The following is a 21,958-nucleotide window of genomic DNA, read 5'->3' as shown; positions in this document are numbered from 1 at the left end:
AAGAATTCTTCACTGTTGCACCGCTATCGCCGGCAAGCCAGCTCTCACACTGACTGCATTTCAATCTAGGATTCGGTCAGGCTATTGGCAATATGGACTACACCGGACGTAGGACGAGGTTGTTCTAGCCCCCCACATCACCGTCAACGCCTTGCAATGCTTTCACAGTGCCTCCATAGTGAGTCTGGACTGAGCCCGGTGCTGTAGCGCCGGGCTTTTTGCATTATGCGACCGGACCATATGGAACCGGCTCCCTCAAAGACGGCCTAATATGCGTTATCAATTGCCCCCGCGTCGAATCAGCATGAAGCATCTGTTCCCCAGCACCGCCCTCGCTTTTTTCATTGGTCTCGGCTTCGCGTCGATGTCGACCAATACGTTCGCAGCCAATAGCTGGGACAACCTTCAGCCTGATCGCGATGAGGTGATTGCCAGCCTTAACGTCGTCGAGTTGCTCAAGCGCCATCACTACAGCAAGCCGCCGCTGGACGACGCTCGCTCGGTGATCATCTACGACAGCTACCTCAAGCTGCTGGACCCCTCGCGCAGCTACTTCCTGGCCAGCGATATCGCTGAGTTCGACAAGTGGAAGACCCAATTCGACGACTTCCTCAAGAGCGGCGACCTGCAACCCGGCTTCACCATCTACAAGCGTTACCTGGACCGCGTCAAAGCGCGTCTGGACTTCGCGTTGGGTGAGCTGAACAAGGGCGTCGACAAGCTCGATTTCACCCAGAAAGAAACCCTTCTGGTAGACCGCAAGGACGCCCCTTGGCTGACCAGCACCGCAGCCCTGGACGACCTGTGGCGCAAACGCGTCAAGGACGAAGTGCTGCGCTTGAAGATCGCCGGCAAAGAGCCCAAGGCCATTCAAGAACTGCTGACCAAGCGCTACAAAAACCAGCTGGCGCGCCTGGACCAGACCCGTGCCGAGGATATCTTCCAGGCCTACATCAACACCTTTGCGATGTCCTACGACCCGCACACCAATTATCTGTCGCCAGATAACGCGGAAAATTTCGATATCAATATGAGTCTGTCCCTGGAAGGCATCGGTGCCGTCCTGCAAAGCGACAATGACCAGGTGAAGATCGTGCGTTTGGTGCCAGCAGGCCCTGCTGACAAAACCAAGCAAGTGGCACCGGCCGACAAGATCATCGGCGTGGCCCAGGCCGACAAAGAGATGGTCGATGTGGTTGGCTGGCGCCTGGACGAAGTGGTCAAGCTGATCCGTGGGCCTAAAGGCAGCGTGGTGCGCCTGGAAGTGATTCCGCACACCAATGCACCGAACGACCAGACCAGCAAGATCGTGTCCATCACCCGTGAAGCGGTGAAGCTCGAAGACCAGGCCGTGCAGAAGAAAGTCCTCAACCTCAAGCAGGATGGCAAGGACTACAAGCTGGGCGTGATTGAAATCCCGGCCTTCTACCTGGACTTCAAGGCGTTCCGCGCCGGTGATCCGGACTACAAGTCCACCACCCGCGACGTGAAGAAAATCCTGACAGAACTGCAGAAAGAGAAAGTCGACGGTGTGGTCATCGACCTGCGCAACAACGGCGGCGGCTCCCTGCAGGAAGCTACCGAGCTGACCAGCCTGTTTATCGACAAGGGCCCGACCGTGTTGGTACGCAACGCTGACGGCCGTGTCGACGTGCTCGAAGACGAGAACCCGGGGGCCTTCTACAAAGGGCCGATGGCGCTGCTGGTCAACCGCCTCTCGGCCTCGGCCTCGGAGATTTTCGCCGGTGCCATGCAGGACTACCACCGTGCATTGATCATCGGCGGCCAGACCTTCGGCAAAGGCACCGTGCAGACCATCCAACCGCTGAACCATGGCGAGCTTAAGCTGACACTGGCCAAGTTCTACCGGGTATCCGGGCAGAGCACCCAGCATCAGGGCGTACTGCCGGATATCGATTTCCCGTCGATCATCGACACCAAGGAAATCGGCGAAAGTGCCCTGCCTGAAGCCATGCCGTGGGACACCATCCGCCCTGCGATCAAGCCGGCGTCGGATCCGTTCAAGCCCTTCCTGGCTCAGTTGAAGGCTGACCATGACACCCGCTCTGCCAAGGACGCCGAGTTCGTGTTTATTCGCGACAAGCTGGCCCTGGCCAAGAAGCTGATGGAAGAGAAGACCGTCAGCCTCAACGAAGCGGATCGCCGTGCACAGCACTCCAGCATCGAGAATCAGCAACTGGTGCTGGAAAACACCCGCCGCAAGGCCAAGGGTGAAGACCCGCTCAAAGAGCTGAAGAAAGAAGATGAAGACGCGCTGCCGACCGAGGCGGATAAAACCAAGCCGGAAGACGACGCTTACTTGGCCGAGACTGGCCGGATCCTGCTGGATTATCTGAAAATCACCAAGCAGGTGGCCAAGCAGTAAATGATGGCGATTTAATGTGATCGCTCCTCGGAGTGTCATCATATAGACATCATTCTGTCGTGAAATAAAAGGACCGCAGGTTTACGCCTGCGGTCCTTTTTTTTGATCGAGACCGCCATGACCATGACCGAACAGCTGGATGCATTGGGCTCAATCCTGGCTCAAGGCAGTTTGCACAGCCTGTTCCAACCGATCATCTGCCTGTCGGAGCGGCGTATCCTCGGTTATGAAGCCCTCAGTCGTGGCCCGTCCAACAGCCCGCTGCACTCCCCCGTCGCACTGTTCTCGGTGGCCAGCCACGCCGGGCGCCTGAGCGAATTGGACATGGCGTGTCGAGAGAGTGCATGCCGGCGCTTCAGCGAGCAGAAACTGCCCGGCAAGCTGTTCCTCAATATCTCGCCGGGATCCTTGATGGAGCACGCACATCAGCCAGGGCGCACGCTGCAACTGTTGCGCGACTTCGGCATTTCTCCCAGCCAGGTGGTGATCGAGCTAACCGAGCAGGCACCCACCGACGATTTCGCGCTGTTGCAAACTGCCTTGCACCACTACCGCGACATGGGTTTTGCCATCGCACTGGATGACTTGGGCGCCGGTTATTCCAGCTTGCGTTTGTGGTCCGAACTGCGCCCGGACTACGTGAAGATCGACCGGCACTTTATCGACGGCATTCACCAGGACGCCCTCAAGCGTGAGTTTGTCGGCTCGATCCTACAGATCGCCAGGGCGTCCCGCGCCCAAGTGATTGCCGAGGGCATCGAGCTGCCGGAAGAACTGGCAGTGTTGACGGAGATGGGCGTCGACCTGGTCCAGGGCTACCTACTCTGCCGCCCTCAAGAAAAGCCACCGCAGGAAGCGCGCCTGATGTTGCCCAAGCCGGATAACGCCACGCTGGCCCTCAATGACGAAGGCAGTGACCTGAGCGCCCTGCTCAATGAGCAGCCCGCCGTGGATCAAGACACCGCCACCGCCCAAGTGCTGGAATCATTCCGCCGCCAGGCCAACCTCAACTCGCTGGCGGTGTTGGACGGCCGTCGTTGCCCGGTCGGCATTGTGCACCGGCACTCGTTGTCGGACGCGTTGCTCAAGCCATTCGCGACCGATTTGTTTGCGCGCAAACCCATCAGCCGCTTGATGAGCGATGATTTTTTGGCGGTGGAGCTGAGCCAGTCCTTGCAACAGGTCAGCCGTTTACTCACCAGCCGCGCACGACAACGCATCGAAGAGGATTTCATCATTACCCTGAACGGTGATTACCTGGGGCTGGGTAGGGTCATCGACGTGCTCAAGTTGATCACGGAGCTGAAAATCCAGCAGGCCCGCTACGCCAACCCGTTGACCTTGTTGCCTGGCAATGTGCCGATCCAGCAGTGCCTCACCCGGCTACTGCAGCAACAGCGCGAGTCGGTGATCTGCTATGTGGATATCGACAGTTTCAAACCGTTCAACGACATCTACGGCTACGGGCGCGGGGATGAAGTGCTGCTGTGCCTGGCGCAGTGCCTCAACGACCGGGTAGACCCCAGCCGCGACTTTGTCGGGCATATTGGTGGGGATGATTTTTTGCTGGTGCTGGGCCCGCAGGATTGGCGCAAGCGGCTCAACCAGTTGCTGGATGACTTCCATACCCAATGCCGACGCTTCTACCGCGCTGAACACCTGGAGTCTGGGTGCTTCGTGGCCCTTAATCGCCAGGGCGTGCGTCAGGAGTATGCGTTGCTGTCGCTGTCCATCGGCGTGGTGCATTTGTATCCACAGGCCTGTGCACAACTCGATGCCAGCCAGTTGGCAGAGCTGGCGTCACAAGCCAAGCACCATGCCAAGGATGTTGCAGGCTACAGCATCCACGTGATCGACAGCATGGACACCTGCTCCCAGGCGCTTTAGGCCTCGGCGGACTCCGGATACTCGTACTCGAACACCCGCACCACTTCGGAAGCATGCCAGGACGCGGCGGCCACGCCATCAGAAGGCCCGCTGAACCGCCCCAGGCGCTCCACACATTCGAAAAAACCGGTGCGCGGCAGGCGGCTGGCGCCCTGGCTGATCACCAGGGAACTGCGCAGCGGCTGCTCGGCCTTGGCATCCAGCGCCGCCAGGTGCTCCAGGGCCGCCGCCAGGGTCTGCATGGCCGGCGTGGGGAATTGCAGGCGCTCAAGCAGCGCACGGTACGTGAGCAAATGGCGCTGGCGCCGCGCCTGATCCAGTTCGTTGAGCAACCCATCCCAGTGTTGACGGCTAATACGTAGGCTCAAGACTCATCCCTCCAACCTGCTACGCCCAATTCCCAAGCCAGGCTGCGGCGAATGGCGGCATCCGGCTGGCGTTCACCACTTTCAATCAATCCAAGGTATGAGGGGCTGATCCCCACTGTGCGTGCCAGGGTCTCGATAGCCAGCCCCTTGGCTTCACGCAGGCCGCGCAGGGCTGCGAGCGGGCGCAGGTCCTGATCAATGGCGGTAGAGGCGGCAGGGGAAGAAGCGGATGTAGGTTGCTGCTGACCGGCAGCTTTTAGCAGCGCCTGGTACTGGTCCCATGGCAACACCGCGTATTCGGGTGCGCCATCGCGTGAAATGATCTGAATATCCATGACTGCCCCGTAGGATAAAAACACTTACTAAGTAAGTTCTTTCCTTAGAAGTGTAATCCTAACAGCCACGAAGGTCGCCGGGGGATACCCGGCATCATTAGTTTTTTTGCGGGTTTTCCCGGGCCAGCAGCTCAGGCGTCGCTGGCAGGCGCTCAACCACTGCGAGTTTTTCCGGGCGTTGCGCATCGCGCCACGCACGAAAGGCGCTCAGTTCGCCGCTCAGGGTCTTCATGACCCATGCCAGCACGGCGATGTCGTCGAGCATGCCGAACATGGGGAGAAAGTCCGGAATCGCATCAATCGGGCTGAGAAAGTACATCAGCCCCGCCACCACCGAGATCAGCGCCTTCGGGCTGATCGCTCGGTATTCGCCGCGCCAGTAAGCCAGGCACAGGGCCTGAAGCAATTTCAGATCGTCCTTTAGCTGGCCCAGCCGATTCCCCTGGCTTGAGCCTTTGGCCGCGACGGCAAACAGCAAGGTCGGCAAACGCCCCCGGCCGAGCAGACGTGCGGCCATGGGCAGGAAACGGGTGAAATTGAACGGTGGTTTCATAGGGCACTCCAGTTCCAGGCGACATAAAAGGTTATCCACACAAATTGTGGATAACCTTGTGAACAGAGCCTGTTTTATCGGCTGAAAGCCACGGACTACAAGGCCTACAGTCAGATCGGGCGTTTTTTGCGCACATAAAAAAAACCCAAGAATTCATTGACTTGGCGTGTATGTGCGGCTACCCGTGCTCGAGTCTTATATCAGACTGTATCCGGTTGCGGACGTTCGTTTGGATTTGCAGAGGCTTCAACGTAGGGGCTGGCTGGCGTGCGATAGCGATAGCCATAGACATCTACACGACCCGGTACGACGTGGCAGCCTGCCAGCCGATGCCTATCTCTCAGACACCCTGGGCTCCAAATGTGGGAGCTGGCTTGCCTGCGATTGCCTTACGCATCAACACAACTTTACAGGCTGTAGCAGCCAACGCTAACCACGATGCGAAGCGAGCCGCTCTTGATCTTGATCTGCTTTTGATCTTAGGCGCCCCGTTAAACCACGCTGGCCGGAATTCGACAGGGATTTGGGGGGTAAACCGGCAGGGATGCCGGTTTAGCCGCCCCGCGCCATGGATGGCGCGTGGCGGCGGCCCCCCAAATCACTGGCGGATTACGGGCACACCGAGCCTGAGCGAGGTGCCGAGTGGTGGGGCAAGAGCGTTTTGCTTACTTTGCCGCTCTTGCAAAGTGAGCCGCCGTCAGGGCGGAACCCTATGTGGCCGTTACCGCAGCAATGGATATGTACACAATCCAACTGTGTTGATTGCCAGGCCGCCTTCGCGAGCAAGCCCGCTCCCACAGGTTGATCGTGGTGTGTCAGTTAGTAGGTGTAGGCTGGCAGGCCGTCATCGCAGGCAAGCCAGCTCCCACATTTGGAGTGCTGAGCGTCTGGCGGTCATCACAGCGATGCGGCAACCCGACAAGCCAGCGCCCACAGAAATTTTTTGCATCGTTTGATACAACCCCGAAAACAACAACGCCCCGTCGAGACGGGGCGTTGTGTGTTCAGGCGCCGATTACTTCTTGGCGGCTGGTGCAGCAGGTGCGTCTGCTGCTTCTGCCTTGGCTGGGTCCTTGATGGCCAGCAGCTCCAGGTCGAATACCAACACGGAGTTGGCCGGGATCGCCGGGCTCGGGCTCTGGGCGCCGTAGGCCAGGTCGGACGGGATGTACAACTCGACCTTCTCGCCAACATGCATCAGTTGCAAGCCTTCGACCCAACCCGGGATCACGCCGCTGACCGGCAGGTCGATCGGGCTACCACGATCTACAGAGCTGTCAAAGGTAGTGCCGTTGGTGAGCTTGCCGGTGTAGTGAACAGTCACCACGTCGGTTGGCTTAGGCTGTGCGCCGTCGGCCTTCTTCACGATCTTGTACTGCAGACCGGAAGCGGTGGTGACGACGCCGTCTTTCTTGGCGTTGTCTTCGAGGAATTTCTTGCCAGCGGCTGCCGACTCTTCGCTCATTTTGGTCATGCGTTCTTCAGCACGCTTTTGCAGTGCGGCAAACGCTTCAACCAGCTCATCGTCCTTGAGCTTCTGCTCTTTCTTGCCGACGGCATCTTCGATGCCTTGGGCAACAGCTTTGGAGTCCAGGTCGTCCATGCCTTCTTGGGCAAGGCTCTTACCCATGTTCAGGCCGATGCCGTAGGAAGCTTTCTGCGCCGGGGTTTTCAGCTCTACGCTGGTTTGCGAATCACAACCCGCAAGTACCAGGCTAACCAGGGCCACCGCCGCCGCCAACCGATGCTGTTTCATGCTATTTCCTTGTTCATGCGCCAAAAGGGCATTCGAATAAAGTCGCGAGCTTATCAGGCGGCCCCGACCAATGGCTACCGGCATGTGAGCAGGAAACTTCTGATAAGTTCACGTGTTTAAAAGCATTTCCATTTATCATGGGCCACCGCGACGGATCGCGGGACCGCCTGCCAGCAGGCTAATCGCTACTTGCCGCACCTGTGGCGCAGTGGCATAACAACGCGACAATTCGACAAGGATAGTTATCTTGCGCATTTTTTCCCGAGTTTTAATCCTGATACTGATCGCACTAAGCCTGATCCTGGCCGTGGTGCTCTATTACACCCTCAACCCCAAGCTGCCGGATTACGTGCCCGTGAAACAGGTGCACTATCAGGAGCAATGGAGTGCCGCCGACCGCCAGACCTACTACTTCACGCCCCAGGGCACTCAAGTGAAAGGCCTGCATTACGACTGGTTCACCGCCCTGGAGCTGCCGTTCTCCGAGCAACGCTTTGCCGCGCCGCAGTACCTGGCGCGCTTTGGCTTCCTGGTCGATCCCAAACAGGTGCCCACCGCGCAAAACCCTGGCAACCTGCCGGTAGGGTTCGCCCGGCACCAGAACGCCGACAGCAAGGCTCAGTACCTGGATATCACCTGTGCGGCCTGCCACACCGGCGAATTGCACTTCAAGGGTCAGGCCCTGCGTATCGACGGCGGCTCGGCGCAACACGTACTGCCCTCCAGCGTTCCCACGTTGCGTGGCGGCAGTTTCGGCCAGGCCCTGGTCGCCAGCCTGGCCGCTACCTATTACAACCCATGGAAGTTCGAGCGCTTTGCCCACAAGGTCCTGGGGGATCAGTACGACGCCCAGCGCGATCAACTGCGCAAGGACTTCAAGCAATCGCTGAACCAGTTCCTCAAGGTTGCCTGGAATGACACCCACCGTGGCCTTTACCCCACCGAAGAAGGCCCGGGCCGTACTGACGCCTTTGGGCGCATCGCCAACGCCAGTTTTGGCGACGCTATTTCCCCAGACAATTATCGCGTTGCCAATGCGCCAGTGGACTACCCGCAGCTGTGGGACATCTGGACCTTCGACTGGGTGCAGTGGAATGGCTCGGCCCAGCAGCCCATGGCGCGCAATATCGGCGAAGCCCTTGGCGTAGGCGCGACCCTGACGTTCTTCGACGCTGCCGGGCAACCGCTCCAGGGCGATGACCGCTACCCGTCCAGCGTACGGGTGCGCGACCTGCACCTGATCGAAGAAACCCTGCAACGGCTCAAACCGCCGACCTGGCCGCAAGACTTGTTCGGTGCCATCGACAAGCCCCTCGCCGCCCAGGGTCGCGCACTCTTTGCCGAGAACTGCGCCGGCTGCCACCTACCCACCGTCACCCAAGAAAGTGGCCGTCCGGTGCAGCAGTTGAAAATGCTGCCGGTGAACTACATCGGCACCGACCCCGGCACGGCCAACAACATTGCCGACCAACGCTATGACCTCAGCGCGTTGCAATGGGACCCGGCCGAACTGGCCCGGCTCAATGTCGAACTGCACCCTACCCCCACCGCGCCGCTGGACCTGAAAAAAATGTCAGTGGCCCAGGGCTTGGCCTATGTCACCGCCTTCGTCGAAGAGCATGCCTACCGTGCGGCCGGCGTGACCCCGGCCGAGCGCCCGGCCCTGGACGGGTTCGGCCTGCCCATCGGCGTGCGCGAGTTGCGTGCCTACAAAGCGCGGCCACTGGCAGGCGTATGGGCCACCCCACCGTTCCTGCACAACGGTTCGGTGCCGACGATCTATCAACTGCTCTCGCCCCAGGACGAACGCAGCACCACCTTCTATAAAGGCACCTTCAACTACGACCCGCGTCACCTTGGGTTTGAGACCATCGCCTTCAAGAATGCCTTCCTGTTCGATACCAGAATCACCGGCAACCACAACAGCGGCCACGAATTCCGTGCCGGCAAGCGTGGCAATGGCGTGATCGGCCGCGGCTTGCTGCCGCAGGAACGCTGGGCGCTGCTCGAATACCTCAAGGTGCTGGGCGGCCCGCTGGAGCAACAACTGCCATGATTATCCGATCGCAAAACAAGGACCGTTCCATGCTTGCTCGTCTCTGGCTGCGCTTTGGCGCCTTTGTTGGCAAAACCCTGTTGTGGCTGCTGGGCCTGGGCCTGCTGGCGTGGGTGTTGGCCACGGCCTGGTTCGCCTGGCAGCACAGGGGCCCGGTGTCGGTGAAGGAACAGATCCCGCCGGGTGAAGCGGCGATGACCCAAGGCATCATCCAGACCGCCGTGCGCATCGTTGATCAGCATCGCGAAGGCACTCGCTACCTGCGTGATGCCCATGCCAAGGCCCATGGGTGCGTGAAAGCCGAGGTCAGCGTTCTGACAGATCTCGACCCGGCCTTGCGCCAGGGTGTGTTTGCCGAGCCGGGCAAGACCTGGCAGGCGACGATGCGCCTGTCCAACGGCAACGCTTATCCGCAATTCGACAGCATCCGCGATGCCCGCGGCATGGCCATCAAGCTGTTGGATGTGCCGGGCAAGCAACTGATGGCAGATCAGCAAGCGCGCACCGAACAGGATTTCGTGATGTTCAGCCACCCGAACTTCTTTGTCAGCGATGTCGCGGAATACGCGCAAAACATCGGCGCGCAAGCGGATGGCAAGAAGGTCCTGGCTTTCTTTCCCAAGCTCGACCCGCGCAGTTGGCAAGTGCGTCACTTGTTTATCGCCCTGGCAACCCTGGCGCCCGCACCGGCCAGCCCGACGCAGACGACTTACTTTTCAGTGTCGCCCTACAAGTTTGGCGCGGCCAACGCCAAGTTTCGCGTCGCGCCAGACCCACAAAGCTGCCCGGGTTATGTGCTGCCCAAACAGAACCAGGCCCTGCCGAACTTCCTGCGCAGCGCGCTCAACCAGCAACTGTCCACCGACCGTGTAGACGCGTGTTTTGTGCTGCAGATCCAGCGGCAAAACCCGCAGGCGTTCATGCCCATCGAAGACACCAGCATCGAATGGAAGGAAAGCGACGCGCCGTATGAAACCGTGGCCAAGGTCAGGATTCCCGCCCAGGACTTCGACACGCCGGCGCAGAACCTGGCGTGCGATAACCAGTCGTTCAACCCCTGGTTCGGGCTGGAAGCGCACCGCCCCATCGGCGGCATCAACCGGCTGCGCAAAGCCGTGTATGAGGCCGTCAGCGATTACCGCCACAGCCGCAACGCACCGTAAGGCGCGTTAAATCGCAGGCGAAAAAAAAACCCGCTCAATGAGCGGGTTTCTTGTGGCTACCTGGCGTTCAGTGTTCCAGGTGACCGAATATGGCGCAGCGGACGGGACTCGAACCCGCGACCCCCGGCGTGACAGGCCGGTATTCTAACCGACTGAACTACCGCTGCGCGTAACACTTGAAGCGAATGGTGGGTGATGACGGGATCGAACCGCCGACCCTCTGCTTGTAAGGCAGATGCTCTCCCAGCTGAGCTAATCACCCTTCGTTTCGGTGTGGGCGCATCATACACCAAAAAATCGTAATGTCTTGATTTAAATGCAATTTATTTAAAAAAAGTTTAACGCACGATTTTTTGCCATATTTCGGACAGAAAAAAACCCGCTCAATGAGCGGGCTTTCTTTGGTTACCTGGCGTTCAGCGTTCCAGGTGACCGAATATGGCGCAGCGGACGGGACTCGAACCCGCGACCCCCGGCGTGACAGGCCGGTATTCTAACCGACTGAACTACCGCTGCGCGTAACACTTGAAGCGAATGGTGGGTGATGACGGGATCGAACCGCCGACCCTCTGCTTGTAAGGCAGATGCTCTCCCAGCTGAGCTAATCACCCTTCGTTTCGGTGTGGCGCGCATTCTACGGAGCGACCCCAAGTCTGGCAAGCACTTTCTTAAATCTTTTTTTTCAGCCCTTCCAATGGCTTAGGCAGGGTTGGCCTGCGGCGTGATCAAGAGAATAATGCCCTCCTTTGTATAGAGGAGAGACTCACCCCATGTGGTTCAAGAACCTGCTTATCTATCGCCTGACCCAAGATCTGCCTGTTGATGCCGAGGCGTTGGAAGCGGCCATGGCCACCAAGCTGGCGCGCCCTTGTGCAAGCCAGGAGTTGACCACTTACGGTTTCGTCGCGCCTTTTGGTAAAGGTGAAGACGCTCCCCTGGTTCACGTCAGCGGAGATTTTTTGCTGATTGCTGCGCGCAAGGAAGAACGCATCCTGCCAGGTAGCGTGGTGCGTGACGCACTTAAAGAGAAAGTCGAAGAAATCGAAGCCGAGCAGATGCGCAAGGTCTATAAGAAGGAGCGCGACCAGATCAAGGATGAAATCATCCAGGCCTTCCTGCCGCGCGCCTTTATCCGTCGCTCGTCGACCTTCGCTGCGATCGCGCCGAAACAAGGCCTGATCCTGGTCAACTCGGCCAGCCCCAAGCGCGCCGAAGACCTGCTGTCGACCCTGCGTGAAGTGATCGGCACCCTGCCGGTCCGCCCGCTGACGGTAAAAACCGCCCCGACTGCAATCATGACCGACTGGGTCACCACCCAGAAACCGGCCGATGACTTCTTCGTCCTCGACGAATGCGAACTGCGCGACACCCACGAAGACGGCGGCATCGTGCGCTGCAAACGCCAGGACCTGACCGGCGAAGAGATCCAGCTGCACCTGACCACCGGCAAGGTCGTAACCCAACTGTCCCTGGCGTGGCAGGACAAGTTGTCCTTCATGCTCGACGACAAAATGACCGTCAAGCGCCTGAAGTTCGAAGACCTGCTGCAAGATCAGGCGGAACAGGACGGCGGCGACGAAGCCCTGGGCCAACTGGATGCCAGCTTTACCTTGATGATGCTGACCTTCGGCGATTTCCTGCCGGCGTTGGTCGAGGCACTGGGCGGCGAAGAGACACCACAGGGCATCTAAGCAACACCGATCCAATGCGGGCACAGTCAGTGTGGGAGCTGGCTTGCCTGCGATAGCGGAGTGTCAGCCAGAGTAGTGCCGACTGACACTCCGCTATCGCAGGCAAGTCAGCTCCCACATTTGATTGCATCAACAACTCGGAAATCGAATAAAAAAGGACATCCCCATGCGCGCACTCGCCGCCTTGAGCCGCTTTGTCGGCAACACCTTTGCCTACTGGGTGTTGATCTTTGCCGTTGTCGCCTTTCTCCAACCCAGCTGGTTCATCGGCCTGAAAAGCGCCATCGTCCCACTGCTGGGCCTGGTGATGTTCGGCATGGGGTTGACCTTGAAACTGGAAGACTTCGCCGAAGTCGCTCGCCACCCGTGGCGCGTGGCCTTGGGCGTGGTCGCGCATTTCGTGATCATGCCGGGCGTGGCATGGTTGCTGTGCCAGGCATTCCATTTGCCGGCGGAAATTGCCGTTGGCGTGATCCTGGTCGGCTGTTGCCCAAGTGGCACGTCGTCCAACGTCATGACCTGGCTGGCCCGGGGTGACCTGGCGTTATCGGTGGCGATTGCCGCGGTCACCACCCTCCTCGCGCCGCTGCTCACACCGGCATTGATCTGGCTGCTGGCCTCGGCCTGGCTGCCGGTGTCGTTCATGGAGCTGTTCTGGTCGATCCTGCAAGTGGTGCTGCTGCCCATCGTACTGGGCGTGGTCGCGCAGCGCTTGCTCGGTGATCGGGTAAGGCATGCGGTGGATGTGCTGCCACTGGTGTCGGTGGTCAGCATTGTGATCATCGTCGCGGCCGTGGTTGCCGCAAGCCAGGGCAAGATTGCCGAGTCGGGCCTGCTGATCATGGCCGTAGTGATGCTGCACAACAGCTTCGGTTACCTGCTGGGCTATTTCACCGGGCGCCTGTTCAAGTTGCCCTTGGCGCAACGCAAGTCGCTGGCCCTGGAAGTGGGCATGCAGAACTCCGGGCTGGGTGCCGCCTTGGCCAGTGCGCACTTTTCGCCACTGGCGGCGGTGCCCAGTGCGTTGTTCAGCGTCTGGCACAATATTTCCGGCGCATTGCTGTCGACCTATTTCCGCCGCATGAGCGAAAAGGAAGACCGCCGCGCCCTGGAAACCACGCCGTAACTTGATCGCCTGGTCCAATTTCGGCACTCTACCGAACTTCGCGGGGACGACCTCGCGACGCTATCAAGCGCTTACCCGGGGACGACCCCACTTTGATAGAAGCGAGGTCATCATGTCCTGGATCATTCTGTTTTTTGCCGGGTTGTTTGAAGTGGGCTGGGCCGTCGGCCTGAAGTACACCGACGGGTTCAGCAAGCCGCTGCCCACCGCCCTGACGATTGCCGCCATGGCTGTCAGCCTTGGATTGTTGGGGCTGGCCATGAAGGAACTGCCGCTGGGCACCGCCTATGCCATCTGGACCGGCGTGGGGGCCGTGGGCACGGTGATTGCCGGGATTATCCTGTTTGGGGAATCCATGGCGCTGTTTCGGTTGGCCAGTGTGGCATTGATTATTTGCGGGCTGATTGGGCTCAAGATCTCGACTTAAGCCACTATCGCTATCGCAGGCAAGCCAGCTCCCACATTTGACTGTATTCACAATTCAATAGGTGGGAGCTGGCTTGCCTGCGATGAGCATAGGTATCTACACAACTTCGGCACGACGCTAAATCTGTGGCGAGGGAGCTTGCTCCCGTGACGGCCTGGCAGCCGACACAGATATAACTGATGCCCCGCGATCCAATGTGGGAGCTGGCTTGCCTGCGAAGACGGCCTGACAGTCAACACAGTTGGACCGTGTACATATCCATTCCTGCGGTAACGGCCACTTAGGGTTCCGCCCTGACGGCGGCTCACTTTGCAAAAGCGGCAAAGTAAGCAAAACGCTCTTGCCCCACCACTCGGCACCTCGCCCAGGCTCGGTGTGCCCGTAATCCGCCAGTGATTTGGGGGGTCGCCTAAGATCAAAAGCAGATCAAGATCAAGAGCGGCTCGCTTCGCATCGTGGTTACCGTTGAGCTAACAGAGTTATGTAGATACCTATGCTGCGATGAGGCCCTGATAAACAACAAAAAACTACCTGGCACTCCCCCGCAAACCGCCCACCACAGCGTGCAACTGCTCAGGCGTTGCCGCCTCCACAGCCACCGGCTCGCCCGCCACCAGCACCACCCGCGACCAGATCCGATGAAACACACCCTTGTTCGGATCACGGCTGAAGAAACTCCCCCACAACCCCTGCAATGCCATCGGGATCACCGGCACCGGCGTCTCCTCCAGGATGCGCGTCACCCCACCGCGAAACTCATTCATCTCGCCATCAGCTGTCAGCTTGCCTTCCGGGAAGATGCACACCAACTCGCCATCCTTGAGGTACTGGGCAATGCGCGCGAACGCCTGTTCGTAGATCTGAATGTCTTCATGGCGCCCGGCAATCGGAATAGCCCCGGCGGTGCGGAAGATAAAATTGAGCACCGGCAAGCGGTAGATCTTGTAGTACATGACAAAGCGAATCGGCCGACGTACTGCGCCGCCAATCAACAGCGCATCGACAAACGACACATGGTTGCACACCAGCAACGCCGCGCCTTCATCCGGGATGGCTTGCAGGTTGCGATGCTCCACGCGGTACATGGAATGGCTGAGCAGCCAGATCATGAAGCGCATGGTGAACTCGGGGACGATTTTAAAGATGTAAGTGTTAATCGCGATGTTGAGCAGCGACACCACCAGGAACAACTCGGGGATCGACAGCTTGGCCACGCTCAACAGCAGAATGGACACGATGGCCGAGACCACCATGAACAGTGCATTGAGAATGTTGTTCGCCGCGATCACCCGTGCCCGTTCGTTCTCGGCGGTACGCGACTGGATCAGCGCATACAGCGGCACGATGTAAAAGCCGCCGAACACACCCAGGCCGAGGATATCGAGCAGCACCCACCACGCCTGGCCGTAGCTGAGCACAGCGAGCCAATCGTTGGCTTGCACGTTCTGCGGGAAGCCGCCGGAGTGCCACCACAGCAGCAAGCCGAACACGGTCAGGCCAAATGAGCCAAACGGCACCAGGCCGATTTCCACCTTACGCCCGGAGAGCTTTTCGCACAGCATCGAGCCCAGGGCGATGCCCACCGAGAACACCGTGAGGATCAAGGTCACCACGGTTTCATCGCCGTACAACCATTCCTTGGCATAGGCAGGGATTTGCGTGAGGTAGATCGCGCCGACAAACCAGAACCATGAGTTGCCGACAATCGAGCGCGACACCGCCGGCGTCTGCCCCAGGCCCATGCGTAACGTCGCCCAGGACTGAGTGAAGATATTCCAGTCCAGGCGCAGCTGCGGTGTCGAAGCCGCTGCGCGGGGGATGCTGCGGCTGGCCAGGTAGCCCAGCACCGCCACGGCCACAATCGCCACCGCCACCACCGGCGCGTAATGGGTGGAAGACATCATGATCCCGGCACCGATGGTGCCGGCCAAAATTGCCAGGAACGTGCCCATCTCCACCAGGCCGTTACCGCCGACCAACTCATCGTCGTGCAATGCCTGGGGCATGATCGAGTATTTCACCGGGCCGAACAGCGCCGAGTGAGTGCCCATGGCAAACAGCGCCAGCAGCATCAGCTCAAGATGATTGGTCAGAAAGCCCGCCGCGCCCACCGCCATGATCAGGATCTCACCGATCTTGATCGCCCGGATCAACGCGTCCTTGTTGAATTTTTCACCAAACTGTCCGGCCAACGCCGAGAACAGGAAGAACGGCAGGATAAACAACAAGGCGCACAGGTTGACCCAGATGGAGCGGTCGCCCTCGATGGTGAGCTTGTAAAGGATGGCCAGGATCAGCGACTGCTTGAAGATGTTGTCGTTGAACGCGCCTAGCAACTGGGTGATGAAAAACGGCAAGAAGCGCCGCGTGCGCAGCAAGGTGAATTGGGAAGGATGGCTCATCGTCGTCCGTGTTCCTGCGTGGCCTTTATTTATCAGGCCACGACTTTACCTAATCCTGCTTACTTATTCGCTAGCCCGGCAATACAAGGCGAAACAAAAAGCTCGCCTTTATAAGCACCCTGCACGGTGCGCTTGGCCACGATCAGCCACATCAGCGCCAGCGCAACCACCAGCACACTGCCAAACACACTGAAAAACGCCAGCTGCAACAGGCTCGCCAATTTAAGCGTGGCCAAGGCGTAAACCCCCAATGGGAAGGTGAAGCCCCACCAGCCCAGGTTGAACGGGATACCGGCGCGCAGGTAACGCAGGGTGATCAACACCGCAATCAACATCCACCACAAGCCGAAGCCCCACAGGGTGATGCCCGCAATCAGGCCCAGGCCGTGGGCCATTTCACCGACACTGGCCAGGCCATTGGCGGCAAAGATCCCAGGGGCATCCGTACCGAGCAGCAACATGCCCAGGGCACCGGTACCGATCGGGCCTAGGGCCAACCAGCTCGACGCTGCCATATTGGCGTGAGGCAACTTATGCAAGGCCATGCGCAGCATCAGGATGGTCAGGATGCTGAACGCTACCGGCAGGGAAAACGCCCACAGCACGTAGCTGGTCACCAACATCACCAGTTGCGAATGGGCATCGGCCAAGTGCGGCGCGAGCAAGCCGCCGCTGGCCGCCGCCACTTCGGCCGCCACCACAGGCAACAGCCAGACAGCGGTCATCTGGTCGATGCTGTGCTCCTGGCGGGTGAACATCATGAACGGGATCAGTACGCCGCAGGCCAGGGACATGGCGACGTCCAGCCACCACAAGGCCTCGGCCAACGGGATCACATCACCGCCCCAGCGCGGCAGGCCGAACAGCAGCAAGCCGTTGAGAATGGTCGCCAGCCCCATGGGGATGGTGCCGAAGAACATCGAGACCGTTGAGTGCCCGAAGATGCGTCGCGCCTCGTGGAAAAACATCACCCAGCGGGCGGCATACAGCACGCTGAACAGCACAAACAGGCCAATGGTGAACAGCCACAGGCCCTCGGCGACGGCATGCATGCCGGGCAGGTTGACTGGCAGCTGGGCCAAGGCCAGCGCCAGCACACCAGTGCCCATGGTCGCGGCAAACCAGTTCGGGGTGAACTGGCGAATCACTTCCCGGGGACGGGCCAGGTGACTGAAGGGTTTGTAGCGGTGAGTGGTCGAGCAGGTCATGGGTTAATCCTCTTCCTCATTTGAGGTTGAGGCCATGATAGAACCTGATCGAATATCTATATAACGGGTAATATCTCTAACTGTTATCTGTTTCATCTATATTAACCACGATCATGCCCTCGCCCTTGCTGGCGCCGAGTCCCGCCACCACAACCCACCAAGGGCCCCGAGAGACAGCAAGATAAGCACCGCACCGTAGCCGTCCGTGGTCGCGACCAGGCCAAACACGCGGCTCAGGTTACCCGCCAACAACGCCGGCACGCAGAACGCCAGGTAGCTCAATACATAGAACGCCGACATCAGGCCCGCCCGCTCATGGGGCAACGCCAGGCCCACGATGCTGCGCACACTGCCCATGAAGCCGCCGCCGAACCCCAGGCCTGCGATCACACTGGCGACAAAGAACAGCCACAGGCTGGCGGTGTTTACGGCAACCAGCAGCAACCCCACGCCCACGGCCAGCAGTGCAGCCGACACGCTCATGACCCTGTCAGCCGCGTAGTTGCGCAGACTGTAGATCATCACCGCGCCGCTCAAGGTCACCACCGCCACCAGCCCGCCGCCGATCAAGTGCGAGGTCGACCCGGTGGCGACACGCACCAACGACGGTGCCAACGAGGAAAAGAACCCACCCAGCGCCCACACGGCCACATTCAATGGCATCGCCAGCCACAACGCGCGGCGCGCCTGCGGCGGCACATGCAGGGTTGGCGCCAGGGACTTCAAGGCGCCGGGTATGCGACTGACCGTTTCAGGCAGGCGCCACACATACAGAGCCTGCAACACCATCAAGCCCAGCAGGGTGTAGTAGATCAATTGGGTTGGCCACGGCGCGAACTCCACCAGCAGCCCGCTGCCCAGGCCACCACTGGCCATGCCGAGCATCGGTGCAAGGCTGTTGAGCATCGGGCCGCGGACGCGGTCGGTATCGAGCAGCGTCGCACTCAATACCGCTGTGGCAGTGCCAGTCGCGAAACCCTGCAGCGCGCGGGCGGCCAGCAGGCAGGCGGTGCTGTCCGCGTGGATAAACAGCAGCATCGCCACACTATTGAGCAGCAGCGCGGCGAAGATCACCGGCTTGCGCCCCAGGTAATCCGAGAGCGACCCCACCGTCAGCAGGGCCGCCAGCAGGCTCACGGCATAGACACCAAAGATGGCCGTGAGCATGGCCGCCGAAAAATGCAGGTGGTCTTGATACACCTGGTACAACGGCGTCGGCGCGCTGGAGGCGGCGAGAAAGGTCAGCACCATGATCACTAGAAACGCCAGGCTGGACCGCTGAGAGATGACACTGGACATGGGCACGCTCCGCTAAAGCTAATATTTTGCTTTTATGCAGTGTGCTATTCGCTGGCGCTTAAAGCAAATTCTTTGTGTTAAGGTCTTGCCCATGGCGATCAAAGAAGGCCTTCGCCCGGGGGGCCGTAGTGCCCGGGTACAAGAATCCGTCCACAGGGCGGTGCGCGAATTGCTGGAGGCCCATGAGCGTTCCAGCGTCACCGTGCCGATGATTGCGGCATGTGCAGGCGTCACGCCGTCGACCATTTACCGGCGCTGGGGCGATCTGTCAGTACTGCTCGCCGACGTCGCCCTGGCCCGTATGCGCCCCGATACCGAACCGGCCAACACCGGCAGCCTGCGTGGCGACCTGCAAGCCTGGGCCGAGCAATACCTGGATGAGATGAGTTCGGACGTAGGCCGCAACATGATGCGCGACGTGCAAAGCAGCCCGACGCCAGGGTATTGCGTGAGCATCCTGAGTGGGCAGTTGCAGGTGATTGTTGACCGCTACCCGCAGGAACAGCCGCCGAGCGTTGACCATCTGATCAACCTGCTCGCCGCACCGACGGTGTTTCGTATTCTGTTTTCGGCCCAGCCTTTGGCGGTAGAAGAACTGCATGCCCTGATCGAACTGGCACTGAAAATCTAAGGCACGTGCGCCGACCAGAATGTGGGAGCTGGCTTGCCTGCGATGCAGACACCTCCGTACACCCGTCAAGCGAAGTCGATACCATCGCAGGCAAGCCAGCTCCCACATTTGCTCTGTGTGCATCCAATAAAAAACGGCCTCTGATGAGGCCGTTTTGTTATTTCCAATCCCACATCATGTACGCATCCCACGCCCACTCACCAGTAACCGCGCACAACCGATATACAAGACGATGGTGGCGACGATCATAAAGGTGATCGCCACACTGATCTTGATATCCGACACGCCCAAAATGCCGTAGCGGAAGGCGTTGACCATGTGCAGTACCGGGTTGGCCAGGGACACCGTCTGCCAGAACGGCGGCAGCAAGGTGATGGAATAAAACACCCCGCCCAGGTAGGTCAACGGCGTCAGCACGAAGGTCGGGATGATGGAAATATCATCGAAGTTGCGTGCGAATACGGCGTTGATAAAGCCCAGCAGCGAGAAGATTGTCGCCGTCAGCACGACCACCAGAATGGTGACCCCCAGGTGATGCACCTGCAGGTGGGTAAAGAACAGCGACAGCAGCGTCACGATCACTCCCACCATCAGGCCACGCAACACGCCGCCCAAGGTGTAGCCGATGAGGATGGTGTGCGGTGACACCGGCGAGACCATCAGCTCTTCAATGGAGCGCTGGAACTTGCTGCCAAAGAAACTCGACACCACGTTGCCGTAAGAGTTGGTGATCACCGACATCATGATCAGGCCCGGCACGATGTATTCCATGTAGGTGAAGCCACCCATGTCGCCGATCTGCCGGCCGATCAGGTTACCGAAGATCACAAAGTACAGGACCATGGTGATCGCCGGTGGCAGCAGGGTCTGCGGCCAGATCCGGGTAAAGCGCTTCACTTCGCGATAGACAATGGTTTGCAGCGCGACGAGGTTGGGTTGCAGTTCGGAACTCATAACGCCACCTTCGCCAGATTTTTCTCCACCAGGGACACGAACAACTCCTCCAGGCGATTGGTTTTATTACGCAGGCTCAGCACTTCGATGCTCTGAGTCGCCAACTGGGTGAACAGCGCGGTAATGCCCATGGCCTTATCCACCTGCACCTCCAGGGTGTGGCTGTCCACCAGCCGGCTTGGGTAGCCGAGCAACTGGGGCGCCACCGACAGGTTGTTCTTCAGGTCGAGCAGGAAGGTTTCCACATGCAACTGGCCCAGCAGGTTGCGCATGCTGGTGTTCTCGACAATGGTGCCGTGGTCGATGATGCCAATGTTGCGGCACAACTGCTCAGCCTCTTCCAGGTAGTGGGTGGTGAGGATGATGGTGATGCCCTTCTCGTTCAGTTCGGTGAGGAAGGTCCACATCGAGCGGCGTAGCTCGATGTCCACGCCGGCGGTAGGTTCGTCGAGGATCAACAGGCGCGGCTCATGCACCAGGGCGCGGGCGATCATCAGGCGTCGCTTCATGCCACCGGACAGCGAGCGCGAAGGTACGTCACGCTTGTCCCACAGGCCCAGTTGAGTCAGGTACTGCTCGGCGCGTTCCTTGGCGACTTTCGCCGGAATGCCGTAGTAGCCGGCCTGGGTCACGACAATGTCGAAGGTCTTTTCGAACTGGTTGAAATTGAATTCCTGGGGCACCACGCCAATGGAGCGCTTGAGCGCCGCCGGGGATTTGTCCAGGTCATGCCCGAAGATATTCACCGTGCCGCTGGTCTTGTTGACCAGGGTGGAGAGAATGCCGATGGTGGTGGATTTGCCGGCACCGTTGGGGCCGAGCAAGGCGAAGAAGTCACCTTCGGCAACGTCCAGATCGATACCACTCAGGGCCTGGAAACCGTTGCCGTAGGTTTTGGTTAGCTGCCGGATGGACAGAGCGGAACTCATATGGAAGTACGCACCAAAGAAGGGAATAGAAAGAATAGATGAAGGCACACCGCAGGTAGTTCAACCTGCGATGCAGTGCGAGCATGGTGCGTGCCCATGCCGCACAAGTACAGTCACCCGTATTAATAGTGTGTATTAAGTCAACGCGGTCATCACCGCCTTGCGGTAGGCCGGGCGCTGTTGCAAGCGCTGGTACCAGGCCTCCAGATGGGGCATGGCAGGGCGTTCGATGGGCATCTCGAACCAGGCGTAGATGAAGCAGCCCAAGGGAATATCGCCCATGCCGAACGCCTGGCCGGACAGGTAGGGTTGCTCGGCGAGGGCTTGTTCGACGGTTTTGAGCGCGTCGATACAGGCTTGGCGCCCGGCATTGATGCTGTCCCAGTTTTGCTGGTCAGCCGGGGTGCGCACGATGCCCCAGAACACCGCTTTGAACGGATCGGCGAGCGTGGAAGTGGTCCAGTCCATCCACTTTTCGGCGTTGGCCCGGGCTTGCAGGTCGCTGGGGTAAAAGTCCGATGCCTGCTTGGCGCACAGGTAACGCACGATGGTGTTGGATTCCCACAGCACAAAGTCGCCATCTTCGATCACCGGCACCCGGCCATTGGGGTTCATGGCCCGGTATTGCGGGGTATCGACCACACCAAAAGCCCCGCCCGCATCAATTGCTTCATAGTCCAGGCCGAGTTCCTCGGCGCACCACAGTGCTTTCCTGACGTTTGATGAATTTTTACGCCCCCAGATCTTCAGCATGACCGCGCCTTATCGTTGATGAACATGGCTTGAT

At 59.5% G+C, this 21,958-nt stretch carries 18 protein-coding genes and 4 tRNA genes; 8 read left to right on the top strand and 14 right to left on the bottom strand.

Annotated features, from left to right (window positions below; translation table 11 throughout):
- Positions 1 to 304 precede the first annotated feature (304 nt).
- Together CLM72_RS10105 and CLM72_RS10100 are read left to right on the top strand one after the other, a co-directional pair.
- On the top strand, positions 305 to 2,386 hold the full coding sequence (locus CLM72_RS10105) for a carboxy terminal-processing peptidase (RefSeq protein ID WP_223816873.1): 2,082 nt from the start codon (positions 305 to 307) through the stop codon (positions 2,384 to 2,386).
- 117 nt (positions 2,387 to 2,503) lie between these two features.
- Positions 2,504 to 4,273, top strand: coding sequence for a bifunctional diguanylate cyclase/phosphodiesterase (locus tag CLM72_RS10100; RefSeq protein WP_105229109.1), 1,770 nt, complete (start codon positions 2,504 to 2,506; stop codon positions 4,271 to 4,273).
- Here CLM72_RS10100 and CLM72_RS10095 read toward each other — a convergent pair.
- The 4 genes from CLM72_RS10095 to CLM72_RS10075 all read right to left on the bottom strand — a co-directional run bounded on the left by CLM72_RS10095 (position 4,270) and on the right by CLM72_RS10075 (position 7,285).
- Positions 4,270 to 4,641: a hypothetical protein gene (locus tag CLM72_RS10095; RefSeq protein WP_005786715.1), complete on the bottom strand. Its 372-nt coding sequence runs from the start codon at positions 4,639 to 4,641 to the stop codon at positions 4,270 to 4,272. The two genes, CLM72_RS10100 and CLM72_RS10095, sit on opposite strands and share 4 nt — an antisense overlap.
- Positions 4,638 to 4,976 (bottom strand): helix-turn-helix transcriptional regulator, encoded by a 339-nt coding sequence (locus CLM72_RS10090; protein ID WP_105226332.1) that lies wholly within the window; start codon positions 4,974 to 4,976, stop codon positions 4,638 to 4,640. The genes CLM72_RS10095 and CLM72_RS10090 overlap by 4 nt, the downstream gene beginning before the upstream one ends.
- Before the next feature lie 97 nt (positions 4,977 to 5,073).
- Positions 5,074 to 5,529 carry a YkvA family protein gene (locus CLM72_RS10085; protein ID WP_056788425.1) on the bottom strand — a complete coding sequence of 152 codons (456 nt, stop codon included), beginning with the start codon at positions 5,527 to 5,529 and terminating at the stop codon, positions 5,074 to 5,076.
- 1,015 nt (positions 5,530 to 6,544) lie between these two features.
- On the bottom strand, positions 6,545 to 7,285 hold the full coding sequence (locus CLM72_RS10075) for an FKBP-type peptidyl-prolyl cis-trans isomerase (RefSeq protein ID WP_003190133.1): 741 nt from the start codon (positions 7,283 to 7,285) through the stop codon (positions 6,545 to 6,547).
- A 247-nt stretch (positions 7,286 to 7,532) separates the two neighbouring features.
- Between CLM72_RS10075 and CLM72_RS10070 the strand changes: the two genes are divergently transcribed.
- Together CLM72_RS10070 and CLM72_RS10065 are read left to right on the top strand one after the other, a co-directional pair.
- Entirely contained in the window at positions 7,533 to 9,341 is a 1,809-nt protein-coding gene (locus tag CLM72_RS10070; RefSeq protein WP_105226331.1) for a di-heme-cytochrome C peroxidase, read from the top strand.
- A 29-nt stretch (positions 9,342 to 9,370) separates the two neighbouring features.
- Positions 9,371 to 10,504 carry a catalase family protein gene (locus tag CLM72_RS10065; RefSeq protein ID WP_105229108.1) on the top strand — a complete coding sequence of 378 codons (1,134 nt, stop codon included), beginning with the start codon at positions 9,371 to 9,373 and terminating at the stop codon, positions 10,502 to 10,504.
- A 90-nt stretch (positions 10,505 to 10,594) separates the two neighbouring features.
- Here CLM72_RS10065 and CLM72_RS10060 read toward each other — a convergent pair.
- From CLM72_RS10060 to CLM72_RS10045, 4 genes are all read right to left on the bottom strand, one after another.
- A tRNA-Asp gene (locus tag CLM72_RS10060) sits at positions 10,595 to 10,671 on the bottom strand.
- 19 nt (positions 10,672 to 10,690) lie between these two features.
- A tRNA-Val gene (locus CLM72_RS10055) sits at positions 10,691 to 10,766 on the bottom strand.
- A gap of 177 nt (positions 10,767 to 10,943) precedes the next feature.
- Positions 10,944 to 11,020 (bottom strand) — tRNA-Asp (locus CLM72_RS10050).
- 19 nt (positions 11,021 to 11,039) lie between these two features.
- Positions 11,040 to 11,115 (bottom strand) — tRNA-Val (locus CLM72_RS10045).
- A 159-nt stretch (positions 11,116 to 11,274) separates the two neighbouring features.
- On the opposite strand from CLM72_RS10045, the gene rdgC reads away from it, so the two are divergent.
- The 3 genes from rdgC to sugE all read left to right on the top strand — a co-directional run bounded on the left by rdgC (position 11,275) and on the right by sugE (position 13,748).
- Complete coding sequence (gene rdgC, locus CLM72_RS10040) at positions 11,275 to 12,195, top strand: recombination-associated protein RdgC (protein WP_005786703.1); 921 nt, start codon at positions 11,275 to 11,277, stop codon at positions 12,193 to 12,195.
- A 166-nt stretch (positions 12,196 to 12,361) separates the two neighbouring features.
- Entirely contained in the window at positions 12,362 to 13,321 is a 960-nt protein-coding gene (locus tag CLM72_RS10035; protein WP_003190129.1) for a bile acid:sodium symporter family protein, read from the top strand.
- A 112-nt stretch (positions 13,322 to 13,433) separates the two neighbouring features.
- On the top strand, positions 13,434 to 13,748 hold the full coding sequence (gene sugE, locus CLM72_RS10030; RefSeq protein ID WP_010211634.1) for a quaternary ammonium compound efflux SMR transporter SugE: 315 nt from the start codon (positions 13,434 to 13,436) through the stop codon (positions 13,746 to 13,748).
- A 527-nt stretch (positions 13,749 to 14,275) separates the two neighbouring features.
- On the opposite strand, the gene CLM72_RS10020 is transcribed toward sugE, so the two are convergent.
- The 3 genes from CLM72_RS10020 to CLM72_RS10010 all read right to left on the bottom strand — a co-directional run bounded on the left by CLM72_RS10020 (position 14,276) and on the right by CLM72_RS10010 (position 18,657).
- Positions 14,276 to 16,150 carry an MFS transporter gene (locus CLM72_RS10020; RefSeq protein WP_105226329.1) on the bottom strand — a complete coding sequence of 625 codons (1,875 nt, stop codon included), beginning with the start codon at positions 16,148 to 16,150 and terminating at the stop codon, positions 14,276 to 14,278.
- A 59-nt stretch (positions 16,151 to 16,209) separates the two neighbouring features.
- A complete protein-coding gene (locus CLM72_RS10015; protein ID WP_105226328.1) occupies positions 16,210 to 17,358 on the bottom strand; it encodes a TDT family transporter in 1,149 nt (382 codons plus the stop codon).
- Positions 17,359 to 17,469: 111 nt separating this feature from the next.
- The gene (locus CLM72_RS10010) at positions 17,470 to 18,657 is read right to left on the bottom strand and encodes an MFS transporter (RefSeq protein ID WP_105226327.1); all 1,188 of its coding nucleotides are present in this window, start codon (positions 18,655 to 18,657) and stop codon (positions 17,470 to 17,472) included.
- A gap of 91 nt (positions 18,658 to 18,748) precedes the next feature.
- Between CLM72_RS10010 and CLM72_RS10005 the strand changes: the two genes are divergently transcribed.
- Positions 18,749 to 19,288: a TetR/AcrR family transcriptional regulator gene (locus tag CLM72_RS10005; RefSeq protein WP_089042723.1), complete on the top strand. Its 540-nt coding sequence runs from the start codon at positions 18,749 to 18,751 to the stop codon at positions 19,286 to 19,288.
- Positions 19,289 to 19,462: 174 nt separating this feature from the next.
- Here CLM72_RS10005 and CLM72_RS09995 read toward each other — a convergent pair whose 3' ends face one another.
- The 3 genes from CLM72_RS09995 to CLM72_RS09985 form a co-directional block, all read right to left on the bottom strand.
- Positions 19,463 to 20,242, bottom strand: a complete 780-nt coding sequence (locus tag CLM72_RS09995; protein ID WP_003190115.1) for an ABC transporter permease — start codon at positions 20,240 to 20,242, stop codon at positions 19,463 to 19,465.
- Complete coding sequence (locus CLM72_RS09990; protein WP_105226325.1) at positions 20,239 to 21,171, bottom strand: ABC transporter ATP-binding protein; 933 nt, start codon at positions 21,169 to 21,171, stop codon at positions 20,239 to 20,241. Before CLM72_RS09990 ends, CLM72_RS09995 begins: the two co-directional genes overlap by 4 nt.
- 135 nt (positions 21,172 to 21,306) lie before the next feature.
- The gene (locus CLM72_RS09985) at positions 21,307 to 21,924 is read right to left on the bottom strand and encodes a glutathione S-transferase family protein (RefSeq protein ID WP_032892575.1); all 618 of its coding nucleotides are present in this window, start codon (positions 21,922 to 21,924) and stop codon (positions 21,307 to 21,309) included.
- Positions 21,925 to 21,958 lie beyond the last annotated feature (34 nt).

Origin of the sequence: Pseudomonas sp. MYb193, assembly GCF_002966775.1 — a bacterium.
Classification (GTDB): Bacteria; Pseudomonadota; Gammaproteobacteria; order Pseudomonadales; family Pseudomonadaceae; genus Aquipseudomonas; species Aquipseudomonas paracarnis.
Note: the sequence above shows the minus strand (reverse complement) of the source record. Positions and strands in the feature narration are given on the sequence as shown.

Excerpts from the sequence above, each read along its gene's own strand:
- CLM72_RS10100 (WP_105229109.1), top strand. The coding sequence starts at position 2,504 with ATGACCATGACCGAACAGCTGGATGCATTGGGCTCAATCCTGGCTCAA.
- CLM72_RS09995 (WP_003190115.1), bottom strand. The coding sequence starts at position 20,242 with ATGAGTTCCGAACTGCAACCCAACCTCGTCGCGCTGCAAACCATTGTC.
- CLM72_RS10065 (WP_105229108.1), top strand. The coding sequence starts at position 9,371 with ATGCTTGCTCGTCTCTGGCTGCGCTTTGGCGCCTTTGTTGGCAAAACC.
- CLM72_RS09990 (WP_105226325.1), bottom strand. The coding sequence starts at position 21,171 with ATGAGTTCCGCTCTGTCCATCCGGCAGCTAACCAAAACCTACGGCAAC.
- CLM72_RS10075 (WP_003190133.1), bottom strand. The coding sequence starts at position 7,285 with ATGAAACAGCATCGGTTGGCGGCGGCGGTGGCCCTGGTTAGCCTGGTA.
- CLM72_RS10035 (WP_003190129.1), top strand. The coding sequence starts at position 12,362 with ATGCGCGCACTCGCCGCCTTGAGCCGCTTTGTCGGCAACACCTTTGCC.
- rdgC (WP_005786703.1), top strand. The coding sequence starts at position 11,275 with ATGTGGTTCAAGAACCTGCTTATCTATCGCCTGACCCAAGATCTGCCT.
- CLM72_RS10090 (WP_105226332.1), bottom strand. The coding sequence starts at position 4,976 with ATGGATATTCAGATCATTTCACGCGATGGCGCACCCGAATACGCGGTG.
- CLM72_RS10020 (WP_105226329.1), bottom strand. The coding sequence starts at position 16,150 with ATGAGCCATCCTTCCCAATTCACCTTGCTGCGCACGCGGCGCTTCTTG.
- CLM72_RS10005 (WP_089042723.1), top strand. The coding sequence starts at position 18,749 with ATGGCGATCAAAGAAGGCCTTCGCCCGGGGGGCCGTAGTGCCCGGGTA.
- CLM72_RS10105 (WP_223816873.1), top strand. The coding sequence starts at position 305 with ATGAAGCATCTGTTCCCCAGCACCGCCCTCGCTTTTTTCATTGGTCTC.
- sugE (WP_010211634.1), top strand. The coding sequence starts at position 13,434 with ATGTCCTGGATCATTCTGTTTTTTGCCGGGTTGTTTGAAGTGGGCTGG.
- CLM72_RS10085 (WP_056788425.1), bottom strand. The coding sequence starts at position 5,529 with ATGAAACCACCGTTCAATTTCACCCGTTTCCTGCCCATGGCCGCACGT.
- CLM72_RS10010 (WP_105226327.1), bottom strand. The coding sequence starts at position 18,657 with ATGTCCAGTGTCATCTCTCAGCGGTCCAGCCTGGCGTTTCTAGTGATC.
- CLM72_RS09985 (WP_032892575.1), bottom strand. The coding sequence starts at position 21,924 with ATGCTGAAGATCTGGGGGCGTAAAAATTCATCAAACGTCAGGAAAGCA.
- CLM72_RS10015 (WP_105226328.1), bottom strand. The coding sequence starts at position 17,358 with ATGACCTGCTCGACCACTCACCGCTACAAACCCTTCAGTCACCTGGCC.